Genomic DNA, 13,036 nt, shown 5'->3' with positions numbered 1-13,036 from the left:
CCCATCTTTACCCGTAGGTGTGTAAATGAATATTAGTTTAATCGCAGCATTAGCGATGGATCGCATTATTGGTATGGAAAAGGCAATGCCTTGGACATTACCTGGTGACCTCGCATGGTTTAAAAAGAATACGTTAAATAAACCCGTTATTATGGGCCGGGTTACTTATGAGTCTATCGGTCGCCCTTTACCGAATCGTCTTAATATAGTATTGAGTAGCCAACCAGGAACTGATAACGATGTTGTTTGGGTTAAATCAGTAGAGGAAGCATTACAAGCCGCTGAAAATCATGAGGAAATCATGGTTATTGGTGGTGGAAAAGTTTATGAACAATTTTTACCAATGGCGAGTTCATTATATCTGACTCATATTGATGCGGAAGTCATTGGTGATACAACTTTCCCTGATTACGAGCCTGATGAATGGGATTCTATTTTTATGGAATATCATGAGGCAGACGAAAATAACTCACATAATTACTGTTTTGAAATACTAAAAAGAAGAAAATAACATTAATTAATTAAAAAGGGAGATTAAATATCTCCCTTTTTATTATTTGTATCTTATTAATACATTTATATTTATAAGGCAACTTTAATATTCTAATAAAAATATTAGAACAAATTAAAATAGCTTTATTATTAAATAATCATTATTTATATTTTAATAAATTTGCTTTAAAAGAATAATATATGAGATATATATACATATATAGTGTTTTTATTCTATAAACACTTAAAAAAGACACTTAATTCACGACGATAAAAAATAACCAATTGAATTTAAAGGTTTTATTTTCATTGGAAAGAAAATAAATCTTTTATACTAATTAATCACCATTATTTGAGTGAAAATAAGATGGTTTATTAGAATAAAGTGGCGGTATAGATATAAAAAGCATAGAAAACAAGCAATTCACCTTGCCGTTCTACGCTTGTATTCTATGTTAAAAAATGAGAGTAAAACAGAAATGTTTATTGTGATGCAGAAAAGCTTGGTTGAGTAAAAAATTGCTTATCTTCCCAGCGTAAGCAAGTAAGATCGCCGCCCCAACAACAACCTGTATCTAATGCATAAACGTTATCAGGTGTGCCTTTGCCTTCAAGAGATGCCCAATGACCGAAGATAATGCTATAGACTTCTGGTAACTGGCTTGGTAAATCAAACCACGGTTTTAACGGTGCTGGGGCTTCTAATGGCTTATCTTTACAAATCATATCGAGCTGACCATTAGGGAAGCAATAACGCATTCGTGTTAATGCATTAGTACTAAAGCGTAAGCGAGCAAGTCCTGTCAGTTCTGGTGACCAGTTATTTGGCATATCCCCATACATTGAGTTAATAAATAGTGGATAGCTATCACTGCTTAATATGGCTTCGACTTCACGAGCACAGGTTTTTGCTGTTTCTAAATCCCATTGCGGTGTAATACCCGCATGTGCCATCACCAGTTTTTTTTCTTCGTCAACTTGCAACACGGGTTGGCGCCTTAGCCAATTGATTAGTTCGTCAATATCTGGTGCATTTAGTAATTCATTCAATCTATCTTTTGGTTTATTGCGACTAATTTTTGCAAAAACACCAAGTAGATGAAGGTCATGATTACCTAATACAAGTTTAAGAGAAGAACCTAAACTTTTTACAAAACGCAATACTTCTAGTGAATCAGGACCTCGAGCAACAAGATCGCCAGTTAACCAAAGAGTATCCTGAATAGGATCAAAATTTACTTTATCAAGCAGATGGCGTAATTCTTGGTAACAACCATGAACATCACCAATTAAATAAGTAGCCATAATTAGTTTATCAATGTCGGAAGTGCAAGACGGAAAACAGGGATCTCTATTTGAAATAATCGGCCATCAGCATCTATCATTTCATAATGGCCTTCCATAGTGCCCATTGGCGTTTCAAGAACCGCACCACTGGTATAGCGATATTGTGTCCCGGGTTCAATTAAAGGCTGTTCACCAACAACCCCTTCACCTTGAACTTCAGTGGTATGTCCCTGAGCATTAGTAATTAACCAATATCTACGCAGGAGGCGAATTGTACACTTATTCAAATTATGAATAGATACTGTGTAAGCAAAAACATAACGTTGGTCATCCGGTGAAGATTGACTTTCAATGTAAACGCTTTGTACTTGTACCGCCACTTTTGATGAGGTGAACATAGTGCCTCCTGTTTCTGGTGTTCTCTTATGCTTCTTGCTTTTGCGATAACCAGTTTGCCACTTTGCAGTACTGCTCAACAGAAATATTTTCTGCACGAGCTGTCGGATCGATACCAAGCGCAATCATATCTTCTGCTGCCAATAATCCACCCAAACTGTTACGCAGTGTTTTACGTCGCTGGTTAAATGCTTGTGCAGTAATACGACTTAACATCGTTAAGTCACTAACTGGATAAGGTTTTTCTTTGTAAGGAATTAAGCGAACTACTGCTGAATCTACTTTAGGTGCAGGTCTGAATGAAGTAGGTGGAACTTCAAGAACAGGAATAATTTGGCAATGATATTGCGCCATTACACTGAGTCGACCATAGGTTTTGCTGCCATGACCTGCAACTAGACGATTTACTACTTCTTTTTGCAGCATAAAAGTCATGTCTGAAATGGCATCTGCAAAACTAAATAGGTGAAACATTAAAGGGGTCGAAATGTTATAAGGTAAGTTACCAAAGACACGTAGAGGCTGCTGGCGTTCTTTCGCTAGAGCAGCAAAATCTATCGTCATAGCATCTTGCTGAATAATGGTCAGCTTGTCTTTTAATGTTGGATGAATCTCTAAGCGCGCAGCTAAATCGCGGTCGATTTCAACAACGGTCATTTTATCCATTCTTGCAGCAACTGGCTCAGTTAATGCACCTAACCCTGGGCCGATTTCAACAACGGCTTCACCTGGCTTTGGATAAATGGATTCAACAATACTTTCGATAATATAGCTGTCGGTTAAAAAGTTCTGCCCGAAGCGTTTGCGGGCAAAGTGACCCTGATGGACTCTATTATTCATTACAATTTTGTATCATATTAATGGCTAAATTTAATGCGGTGCGAAAACTGCCAGCATCTGCGCTTTTAGTACCTGCAAGTTCAAGGGCTGTCCCATGATCAACAGATGTACGGATAAAAGGAAGACCGAGGGTAATATTCACTGCACGACCGAAACCTTCGTATTTTAGCACAGGTAATCCTTGATCGTGATACATTGCCAGAACCGCATCTGCATGAGATAGATATTTAGGCTGAAAGAGTGTATCTGCCGGATAAGGGCCATGAAGATGGACACCTTGATCACGTAATTGTGCTAATGCCGGTTCAATTATATCAATTTCCTCACGACCCATATGACCACTTTCACCGGCATGAGGATTAAGACCACAAACATAAATTTGGGGGGATGTGATACCAAATTTTGTTTTTAAATCATGGTTTAGTATAGTAATTATTTCATTGAGAAGCTGGCCTGTTATTGCATCGGCAACGTCTCTTAAAGGAAGATGTGTGGTAGCTAAAGCGACTCTTAGAGTATCTGTTGCCAGCATCATTACAACACGTTCACAGTGGCTGCGATCAGCAAAAAATTCTGTATGTCCTGTAAACGGTACGCCAGCATCATTAATAATGCCTTTATGTACTGGTCCTGTTACTAATGCAGAAAACTCACCGTTAAGACATCCATCACAAGCCCTTGCTAATGTTTCTACAACATATTGTCCATTACGTGCATCAAGATGGCCAGCAATAACATCAGCATGGATCAGCGGTACTGACAGTATATAGATTTGGCTAGGGATATGTACTAAAGGTGGTGTATTGGGATCGTATTCGACTAGAGTAAGAGGAAGATCTAATAATTGAGCTCTGATTTTCAGTAATTGAGGATCTGCACAGACAACCCAAGGCAGATCCCAATTCATTTGAGCCAATGAAATGATTAGATCAGGACCAACCCCGGCTGGTTCGCCGGGGGTGATAACAAGTGGTTTATTAAGCTTAGTTTGCATTATTATCGTTCATAATTTGTACATAAGCCCCTGCACGCAATTCTTGCATCCAGTTTTGAACCTCTTCACTAAACTTACGATTAAAGAGTAAACGGTAAGCTTGTTCTTTATTTGCTGCATCTGTTTTATCAACACTACGAGTGTCTTCTAGTTCAATTAGATGCCAGCCAAAGTTTGAGCGAACAGGTTGACTCATTTCATTTTTATTTAAACGCATTAAGGCGTCGCGGAATGCGGGATCATAAACATCCGGCATCGACCATCCTAAATCACCACCACGTAATGCGGAACCTGGATCTTCAGAATATTCTTTAGCGGCATCAGCAAAGCTTATTTTTCCGCTACGAATATCTGCTGCAATTTGCTGTAATTTTGCGTAAGCCTGCTCGTCATTCATAATTGGTGAGCTTTTTAACAAGATATGGCGGCCTTTAACTTCAGTAACAGAAATAGTTTTTGAACCACCACGCACATCATTAACTTTGATGATATGCAAACCAACACCAGAATGAATCGGCCCTACAATTTCACCTTTTTGGGCGTTAGCAAGCTCTTTAGCGAAAAGCGTTGGCAATTCATCAATAGATGCCCATCCCATATTACCGCCATTGAGTGCTTGTGGATCGGCAGAATAGGTTGCGGCTAATTTACCAAAATCAGCACCACTTTTAATTTGATTCATAATACGAGCCACAACTTGTTTTGCTTTTTCAATTTCAGCTGGAGCCGGGTTTTCTGATAATGGAATTAAGATATGGCTAAGATTTAGATCAACACTTTGACTACTTTGGTTCTCGATTTGTTTGGCTAAAGAATCAACTTCTTGAGGTAAAATAGTAATGCGGCGGCGTACTTCATTATTACGAACTTCAGCAAGCATCATCTCTTTACGAATATCTTGACGATAATCGTTATAAGAAATGCCATCTGCAGCAAGGCGTTTTTTCAGATTTTCAAATGAGACATTATTTTCAGCAGCAATACCTTTAATGGTTGATTCAACTGCAGCTTCTGGAATATCAATTTGCATTTGTTGGGCCATTTGCAAAATGATGTTATCCATGACTAAACGCTCTAAAATTTGTTGGCGAAGAACTTGCTCATCAGGCATTTCTTGACCTGCATTTTTTGCGTTCATCTTCACGGTTTGTAGCATTCTATTGACGTCACTTTCTAAAACGACACCATTATTTACCACAGCAGATACGCGGTTTAATTCTTGTGCAGCAAATGCTGTTGAGCTGGTGGCTGCACCGACTGTGATCATAAAGCCGATAAACAGCGTTTTCCAATTTTTCATAAGTTTCCCATTATGTGTTTTCCGCATCTTGTTGCGGGGTGACATATTTATTCAGCCAATTTCGTAGTCTGATAACATCAGAATGCTCTTTGATAAGGTAAGATACCGCGTTCAAGCATTTTCTGGCTACCCAAACTATGATTGTTACTTAGGCCTCTGAGTTCCACATTGACAGACCATTTATTATCGATATCGCTGTGGTCTACTTTCCAGCCAACAATTTTGCGTTCATAACCGACGTTTACGGCCCAACAACAGGTATTATATTGTATACCAACCATTTGGCTAACTGGCTCTGATTCTTTGGTATCAAAGTAATAGGAGCCTACAAGTCCCCAGCGTTCAGCTAATGGCCAACTTCCTACCACACCGATTTGAGAAATGCCTTTTTGGTAATCTTTTAACCAATTGTTCTGTGAATCTTCAAGGGTACGAATACGAGTTGCTTGAATATAATCACGGTCTACATAACGATAGTTTAACTGTAGAAGGTGGTCGCTATCTTTACGATATTCCATAATCGCATCACCCATAGACACACTACCTAAGCGGCGGTCATATTGTAATCCACCTCGCATACCCCACTCATCAGAGATACGCCAGTAAGCATCACCCGCCCAAACCATAGAGCCTGATTCATCTTTACTATTAATAATTTCATTAATTTTTGATGAAGGGCCTGTTCTTGGACGTTCAAAGAAGTAGATTTGACCCACAGAAACGTTAAAACGTTCAACCAGTTCGCTATCATAAAAACGCGAAGTTACCCCAGCAGTTAATTGGTTTGCAGAGGCAATTCTGTCTAAGCCGCCATACATTCTGTCGCGAAATAAACCATTGTAGTTTGATTGCAGTAGTGACGAGTCAAAGTTATTGATATTGGTTTGATCTTTATAAGGAACATAAAGATATTGAACGCGAGGTTCTAAAGTTTGTGTGATATCGCCTTGAGTATACTGGCGCTCAAAAACCACTTTCGCATCAGATTTAAATTGGGGCAGTACACGGTTAACATTATCTTTTAATTCATCACCGTATTTTTCTTTGTAAGCATCAGGAATATCTTGGTCATAATGAGTGGCCATTAGCTTTAATTCGTTATTAAAGCTTGCCCAACCATTTGAGAGTGGTAATGAAACGGTAGGTTCGATATGGAAACGATTTGCCTCAGGAGTATTGTCGCCTACGCTAGTAAAGCGGACAAATTGAGCGTAGGTACGAAAATCAAATGGACCAATATCGTTTTTGTAATAATTGAGATCAAGTTGTGGCTCTGCACGATATGCCTTGGCATTTCTATTTTCAGAGAAAATCTGGAATTGTTTCGTGGTGAGTGTGGCATTCCAATTTTGCTGTGCATAACCCGTACTGAATTTTTGTGTTGCGTAACCGTCAGTAGTATTACCGTACTGCGAGGTAAAATCGGTAAAGTATTTATTATCACTTACCTTGGTGTAATCGATATTAAAACGCCAGACGTTATTCATTACGCCATTATGACCCCAGTAAAATAACCAACGACTTGCAGAATCACGAGGTAGATAGCCTGCATTCGCTTCGTTTTTGTCTTTATTATACTGTGTGTCGTGATTTATCCAGTCAACGGCAATAGTACCGCTTCCTGGCGTGGTTAAATAACGGAATTCATTATCTAATTTTAAGCCTCGGCGACTGATATAGTTGGTGGTAATGGTTGCATCGTAATTAGGGGCAATATTCCAGTAATAAGGCAGTAAAAATTCAAAACCAGAACTACGAGAATAACTTCCGTTTGGAATAAGAAAACCAGAGCGACGTTTATCACCAATAGGAAGTTGAAGATATGGGCTGTAAAAAATTGGCACATTTGCGACACGAAAACGTGCATTCCAGATTTCAGCAACTTGTTCTTCTCGGTCTAAGATGACTTCTGAACCTAAAACACTCCAGCTATCATCACCAGGTAAACAAGAGGTGAACATTCCTTTATCCATAATGGTATAGCGGTTTTCTCCACGCATTTGCATTTTATCTGCGTAACCACGGCCTTGACGGCCAACCATTTGGTAATCACCTTCTTCAATATCGGTGTCTTTATTGTTTAAATTAGACCAAGCACGAGGGCCTTTTAAGATGATTTGTGGATCATCGTAAGACACATTACCCGTTGCCGTTACCATTCTTAATGGTACTTCACCCTCAGTTTGTGTTAATTCAACACTATCTGCACTGAGTGTTTGGTTGCCTTGTGTAATACCTACATCACCTTTATATCTAACCATACGCGGGTATTCCCCTTGCATATCATTAGCTTTGATAGTGACTGGTAACTTATTAGGATCACCTTCTACGAGAGGTTTGTTATAAACCGGAACTCCCAGCAGGCATTGAGAGGCAAGATCAGCATAAGCAGGCTGACCATATATTGTGGCCCAAACCAAGGTGGCCAGCAGTGTGGGATAACTTTTTTTCATAAGTATTTATGTGCTTCCGTCATCAGTGGCTTCTTACTGCTAAACAGCCAGAAACTAACGCAGGGAGTTACGCGACATCAGCCCGACGTCCTGAACATTGTTCTAACGGTAACCGAAAAAATGGCGTTAACCTCATTTTTTCGATGTTTCTGTGTTGAAATAGGTTAATAGCTTTATTAGAAACAAAAAAACACCGCGCTTGTGCGGTATTTAATGCTGTATAACAACGCTAAGGTTATTCGTTTGGTCACTCATTTTACTTTAACACAATTTAAACGAAAACAGCATTATCTCTGTATAAAGAGAAAGGGGGATTTCGCTTATTTTAAGAAAATTTCTATTTGATGTCGGCTTGGTGTTAGGTGTGAAAGCAAATGAATAGTATGATAATGCAAATTTGCGAGCAGGGCATTGACGATTTGAGGAGTGTATGCGCTATTGGGGAAAATTATTAGGCCTTATCATCGGTAGCTTTGCTGGTGTGGGCTTTTGGGGAATTGTCATTGGTGTTTTTCTTGGTCATCTTTACGATGTGCAAAGAAGTAAATTAGGCAATGGCGGGCGTTTTACTCGTGATAGACAAGCATTTTTCTTTGCTGCGACATTTCAAGTGCTTGGACATCTTACAAAATCAAAAGGGCGCGTTACACAAACAGATATCACACTTGCTAGTCGTCTAATGGATAGAATGAATTTGCATGGTGCAGCTCGTCAAGCCGCGCAACAAGCCTTTAGAGAAGGTAAAGCATCTGATTTTCCGTTACGTGCAACATTGCAACGAGTGAGACAAAGTTGTGTCGGTCGTAGTGACTTACTTCAGATGTTTCTGGAAATTCAGTTACAAGCGGCATTTGCAGATGGAGAACTTCATCCGAACGAGAGAAAAATGCTGTTTATCATTATTGATGAGCTTGGTTTTTCGCGCGCACATTTTGAACATATATTAGCAATGATGCAGGCTGGCCAAAATTTCCATTATCAAAATGGCAACGCTTATCAACAATCATCTCAAGGCCCAACGCTATCTGACGCTTGTAAAGTCCTCGGTGTTAAAGAGAGTGATGATGTTAAAACGATAAAAAGAGCTTATAGAAAACTGATGGGTGAACATCATCCTGACAAGTTAGTTGCAAAAGGTTTGCCACCTGAAATGATGGAAATTGCAAAACAAAAAGCACAATCTATACAAGTAGCTTACGATTTGATTAAAAAAGAAAAAGGATTTCGTTAATATCTTGTAAATGAAGATGAGAAAAGAGAGAATTATTCCGTGATAGAGATAACTTAGACTAAGTTGAGTTTATTATTTATCACGGTAAAATATAAATGAAATTTAATTATTTCATTCACTCTTCTCTTAAAAAAGGAACTGAATCAATGTCAAACGTCCGTGTTCTTGTTGGGGTTATGGGATTAGCGCTTTGCTTGCTCCTTGCTTCACTAAGTTCGGTGACCGTTTTAGTTTCGTAACAGAAACTAAAAATCTGCAAGGCATTCAAAATGTATCGGCGTATGGAATGCTGGATGCGTAATGAATAATTCTTGAGCGTGTAACTGCAGGCGAGGTGCCATGACTCTTGCCTGCTGGTGAGCATAAAAACGATCTCCTAAAATAGGATGACCCAACGCCAGCATATGTACTCGCAATTGATGAGAGCGTCCCGTAATGGGTGATAACTTTACGCGAGTTGCATTCTCTTCATATTCCAGCACTTCATAGAACGTTTGTGCGGCTTTCCCAGTTTCATAACATACCTTTTGTTTTGGTCTATTTGGCCAATCACAAATCAATGGTAAATCCACCAATCCTTCTTCTTTTTCAAGCCGACCCCATACGCGAGCTATATAGGTTTTTTTAGGTTCACGCTCACGAAACTGGCGTTTCAGTTCTCGCTCTGCAGCTTTATTTAATGCCACAACCATCACACCACTTGTAGCCATATCAAGGCGATGCACTGATTCAGCATCAGGAAATTCCGCTTTAATACGAGACATAATGCTGTCGTGATGTTCTGCTGCTTTACCCGGTACAGAAAGTAATCCACTTGGTTTATTAACAGCAATAATATGTTCATCTTGATAAAGAACATGTAACCAAGGGTCTGTTGGTGGGTTATAAACTTCCATCATGGTGGATATCTCACAAAATAACGGGGAGTGTAGACTCCCCGTTGTCAGTATACTTACTGGTGGGTAACAACAATAAGGCGAATAGCATCTAAGCGCCATGTTGCTTCATCTAAGTGATTTAGAATATGCGTGCGCTCATTTTCAATGGCTTCAACTTCATCATCACGAATATTGGGATTAACAGCACGCAATGCTGCTAAACGAGAAAGTTCATGTGTTAATACACGGTCTGCTTGTGCTTTTGCTTTGCTAATTAGCGCTGTTGCTTCTGTTTCCATTAGTGGTTCAGAGGATTTCAGTACATGGTGAACTTCACTTTGTACAGCATTAACCAATTTACTTGATGTATGACGATTAACCGCATTTAATTGGCGGTTAAAGCTTTCAAACTCAACCTGAGAAGCAAGGTTATTGCCTTTTAAATCGAGCAATAAGCGAACTGGCGTTGCCGGTAAGAAGCGGCTCAAATGCAAATGCTTAGGCGCTTGAGCTTCTACAACATAAATTAGCTCAATTAATAATGTTCCTACTGGTAGCGCTTTGTTTTTCAGCAAAGAAACGGCACAACTTCCTGTATCGCCAGAGAGCACTAAGTCTAAGCCATTGCGAATAATCGGATGTTCCCAACTAATAAATTGAGTATCTTCACGCGATAGCGCTTGCTCTCTATCAAAGGTAATTGTGCAGCCATCTTGTGGTAATCCAGGAAAATCAGGGACTAACATATGATCAGATGGCGTTAATATGATCAGACTATCACTGCGATCTTCTTGATTGATGCCAACAATATCAAAGAGATTAAGTGCAAAGTTAACCAGTTCAGGATCGTTATCTTGCGCTGCAATTTTACCTGCTAATTCAACACCTTTCTCACCACCATTAGAGTGCATTTCTAATAGACGGTCACGGCCTTGTTCTAATTTGAGCTTCATGTCATCGTGCTGTTTACGGCAAGACGCAATAAACTCATCAAAATCAGCAAGTTCATTAGGTTGAGCAAGATAATTAACTAACGCATTGTATTCGTTATCATAAATTGTGCGGCCTGTTGGGCAAGTATGTTCAAAAGCATCTAAGCCTTCGTGATACCAGCGAAGTAAAATAGATTGCGCAGTACCTTCAAGGTAAGGAATGCTGATATCGATATCACGGTTTTGACCAATACGATCTAGACGACCAATACGTTGTTCTAATAAATCAGGATTAAAAGGAAGATCAAACATCACCAGTTGATTTGCAAACTGGAAGTTGCGACCTTCAGAACCAATTTCAGAACATAATAGGACTTGAGCACCTTCTTCTTCAGATGCGAAATATGCCGCGGCGCGGTCACGTTCAAGTAATGACATACCTTCGTGGAACACTGCGGCACGAATAGCCTCACGCTCACGTAGTACTTGTTCTAATTGCAGCGCTGTTGCAGCTTGAGCACAAATAACCAGTACTTTTTCATGGCGATTTGCAGTTAAAAAGCCTAGCAACCACTCAACTCGTGGGTCGAAGTTCCACCAAGTTGCATTTTCACCTTCAAATTCTTGGTAAATACGCTCTGGATAAAGCATCTCTTTTGCTCGAACTTCAATGCTTTTTTTCGCAGCCATAATTTCAGCAACTTTAATGGCTGTTTGATACTGTGTCGGCAACGGCATTTTTATCGCATGAAGTAAACGATTAGGGAAACCTTTAACGCCAGAACGAGTATTACGGAATAGCAAACGGCCAGTACCGTGTCTATCCATTAGCATATGAATAAGCTCTTGGCGTGATTGAGTACGATCATCACCTTTGGTATTTGCCGCTTTAAGCAGCGGCTCAATATCTTGTTCGCTGATCATTTCACTAATGATATTTTGTTGCTCAACACTTAAATCGTCTTCAGACAGTAAAATAGTCACCGCGTCAGCAACAGGGCGATATTTTTGTTGCTCACTAATAAACTCGTTGTAGTCGTGGAAGCGGTTAGGATCAAGTAAACGTAAGCGTGCAAAGTGGCTTTCTTGTCCTAATTGCTCCGGTGTTGCGGTGAGTAGCAGTACTGATGGAATTGAGTCTGCTAACTCTTCAATTACTTGATATTCACGGCTTGGTGCCTCTTCGCTCCACACAAGGTGATGCGCTTCATCAACCACCAACATATCCCATGTTGCTTCAACAAGATGCTCAAAACGTTGTTTGTTTTTGCGCACAAAATCTAACGAGCAAATAATCATCTGCTCAGTTTCAAATGGGTTATCGCTATCAAGCAGCGATTCGCTATAGCGGCTATCATCAAACAGTGAAAAACGCAGGTTGAAACGACGTAACATTTCAACTAACCATTGATGCTGTAAGCTCTCTGGTACGATAATGAGTACGCGTTCAGCACGACCGTCCATTAACTGCTGGTGGATTATCATACCCGCTTCAATGGTTTTACCTAAACCTACTTCATCTGCCAATAACACACGTGGGTTATGTCGTTTACCCACTTCGTTGGCAATATAAAGTTGATGAGGAATAAGGCTGGCACGAATACCGCGCAAACCACTTTGTGCTTGTTTAAATTGCTCGCTCATAAACTTACGAGCGCGATAGCGTAGTGCAAAGCGATCCATTCGATCAATTTGCCCAGCAAATAAGCGGTCTTGAGGCTTATTAAAGGTCAATTTATTATCGAGGAACACTTCACGTAATTGTGTTGTTTCTTCAGTGTCGAGACGAACACCTTGATAGATGAGTAGACCGTTATCCTCTTCAACGTTATCGATCATCAGCTTCCAGCCTTCGTGACTGGTGACGGTATCTCCTGCATTAAACATCACCCGCGTAATTGGGGCGTCGTGACGAGAATAAAGACGGTTCTCTCCGCATGCAGGGAAAAGTAGGGTAACCATACGGGCATCAATTGCCACAACAGTACCGAGCCCAAGTTCGCTTTCTGTATCGCTAATCCAACGTTGACCAAGAGTAAAAGGCATATATATAAACTCAGCTCTCAAATATATAATTTAGAAGTTAATTATTAATGAATGCAGTATTGCGGTGTTGTCATTAAAATCTGGGAGATAAAAAATGTCTATTCTTTAAGCAAAGAAAAGATAATTATCACCAAAGGGGCGTTATGTTAATAGATGCAAGGCAAGCCGTCACCTGCAAAATGACACA

The 13,036-nt window shown here is 39.8% G+C and carries 10 protein-coding genes; 2 read left to right on the top strand and 8 right to left on the bottom strand.

All coding sequences use genetic code 11. The annotated features are described in order from the left end of the window. Positions 1 to 25 precede the first annotated feature (25 nt). Positions 26 to 511, top strand: coding sequence for a type 3 dihydrofolate reductase (gene folA / locus PH4a_RS03905; RefSeq protein ID WP_064721018.1), 486 nt, complete (start codon positions 26 to 28; stop codon positions 509 to 511). 464 nt (positions 512 to 975) lie between these two features. Here folA and apaH read toward each other — a convergent pair whose 3' ends face one another. Genes apaH through lptD form a run of 6 tightly spaced genes read right to left on the bottom strand, consistent with a single transcriptional unit; the run spans position 976 to position 7,762 of the window. Next, a complete protein-coding gene (apaH, locus tag PH4a_RS03900; protein ID WP_129037901.1) occupies positions 976 to 1,797 on the bottom strand; it encodes a bis(5'-nucleosyl)-tetraphosphatase (symmetrical) ApaH in 822 nt (273 codons plus the stop codon). Between the two features lie 2 nt (positions 1,798 to 1,799). Beyond that, positions 1,800 to 2,177 carry a Co2+/Mg2+ efflux protein ApaG gene (gene apaG / locus PH4a_RS03895; RefSeq protein ID WP_129037898.1) on the bottom strand — a complete coding sequence of 126 codons (378 nt, stop codon included), beginning with the start codon at positions 2,175 to 2,177 and terminating at the stop codon, positions 1,800 to 1,802. A 25-nt stretch (positions 2,178 to 2,202) separates the two neighbouring features. Further along, positions 2,203 to 3,015: a 16S rRNA (adenine(1518)-N(6)/adenine(1519)-N(6))-dimethyltransferase RsmA gene (rsmA, locus tag PH4a_RS03890; protein WP_129037896.1), complete on the bottom strand. Its 813-nt coding sequence runs from the start codon at positions 3,013 to 3,015 to the stop codon at positions 2,203 to 2,205. Further along, positions 3,008 to 4,009 carry a 4-hydroxythreonine-4-phosphate dehydrogenase PdxA gene (gene pdxA, locus PH4a_RS03885; protein WP_129037894.1) on the bottom strand — a complete coding sequence of 334 codons (1,002 nt, stop codon included), beginning with the start codon at positions 4,007 to 4,009 and terminating at the stop codon, positions 3,008 to 3,010. Before pdxA ends, rsmA begins: the two co-directional genes overlap by 8 nt. Further along, a complete protein-coding gene (gene surA / locus PH4a_RS03880; protein WP_074379368.1) occupies positions 3,999 to 5,336 on the bottom strand; it encodes a peptidylprolyl isomerase SurA in 1,338 nt (445 codons plus the stop codon). The genes pdxA and surA overlap by 11 nt, the downstream gene beginning before the upstream one ends. Positions 5,337 to 5,386: 50 nt before the next feature. Further along, a complete protein-coding gene (gene lptD / locus PH4a_RS03875) occupies positions 5,387 to 7,762 on the bottom strand; it encodes an LPS assembly protein LptD (RefSeq protein WP_129037892.1) in 2,376 nt (791 codons plus the stop codon). Positions 7,763 to 8,192: 430 nt separating this feature from the next. Here lptD and djlA point away from each other — a divergent pair, with 430 nt between their 5' ends. Then, positions 8,193 to 8,993, top strand: a complete 801-nt coding sequence (djlA, locus tag PH4a_RS03870) for a co-chaperone DjlA (protein ID WP_129037890.1) — start codon at positions 8,193 to 8,195, stop codon at positions 8,991 to 8,993. Positions 8,994 to 9,238: 245 nt separating this feature from the next. On the opposite strand, the gene rluA is transcribed toward djlA, so the two are convergent. Together rluA and rapA are read right to left on the bottom strand one after the other, a co-directional pair. Next, positions 9,239 to 9,892 (bottom strand): bifunctional tRNA pseudouridine(32) synthase/23S rRNA pseudouridine(746) synthase RluA, encoded by a 654-nt coding sequence (gene rluA, locus PH4a_RS03865; protein WP_129037888.1) that lies wholly within the window; start codon positions 9,890 to 9,892, stop codon positions 9,239 to 9,241. A gap of 53 nt (positions 9,893 to 9,945) precedes the next feature. Next, positions 9,946 to 12,849, bottom strand: coding sequence for an RNA polymerase-associated protein RapA (gene rapA / locus PH4a_RS03860; protein WP_129037886.1), 2,904 nt, complete (start codon positions 12,847 to 12,849; stop codon positions 9,946 to 9,948). Between the last annotated feature and the right edge of the window lie 187 nt (positions 12,850 to 13,036).

The sequence above is a fragment of the Proteus hauseri genome, assembly GCF_004116975.1.
Classification (GTDB): domain Bacteria; phylum Pseudomonadota; class Gammaproteobacteria; order Enterobacterales; family Enterobacteriaceae; genus Proteus; species Proteus hauseri.
Note: the sequence above shows the minus strand (reverse complement) of the source record. Positions and strands in the feature narration are given on the sequence as shown.

Excerpts from the sequence above, each read along its gene's own strand:
- folA (WP_064721018.1), top strand. The coding sequence starts at position 26 with ATGAATATTAGTTTAATCGCAGCATTAGCGATGGATCGCATTATTGGT.
- apaH (WP_129037901.1), bottom strand. The coding sequence starts at position 1,797 with ATGGCTACTTATTTAATTGGTGATGTTCATGGTTGTTACCAAGAATTA.
- apaG (WP_129037898.1), bottom strand. The coding sequence starts at position 2,177 with ATGTTCACCTCATCAAAAGTGGCGGTACAAGTACAAAGCGTTTACATT.
- rsmA (WP_129037896.1), bottom strand. The coding sequence starts at position 3,015 with ATGAATAATAGAGTCCATCAGGGTCACTTTGCCCGCAAACGCTTCGGG.
- pdxA (WP_129037894.1), bottom strand. The coding sequence starts at position 4,009 with ATGCAAACTAAGCTTAATAAACCACTTGTTATCACCCCCGGCGAACCA.
- surA (WP_074379368.1), bottom strand. The coding sequence starts at position 5,336 with ATGCGGAAAACACATAATGGGAAACTTATGAAAAATTGGAAAACGCTG.
- lptD (WP_129037892.1), bottom strand. The coding sequence starts at position 7,762 with ATGAAAAAAAGTTATCCCACACTGCTGGCCACCTTGGTTTGGGCCACA.
- djlA (WP_129037890.1), top strand. The coding sequence starts at position 8,193 with ATGCGCTATTGGGGAAAATTATTAGGCCTTATCATCGGTAGCTTTGCT.
- rluA (WP_129037888.1), bottom strand. The coding sequence starts at position 9,892 with ATGATGGAAGTTTATAACCCACCAACAGACCCTTGGTTACATGTTCTT.
- rapA (WP_129037886.1), bottom strand. The coding sequence starts at position 12,849 with ATGCCTTTTACTCTTGGTCAACGTTGGATTAGCGATACAGAAAGCGAA.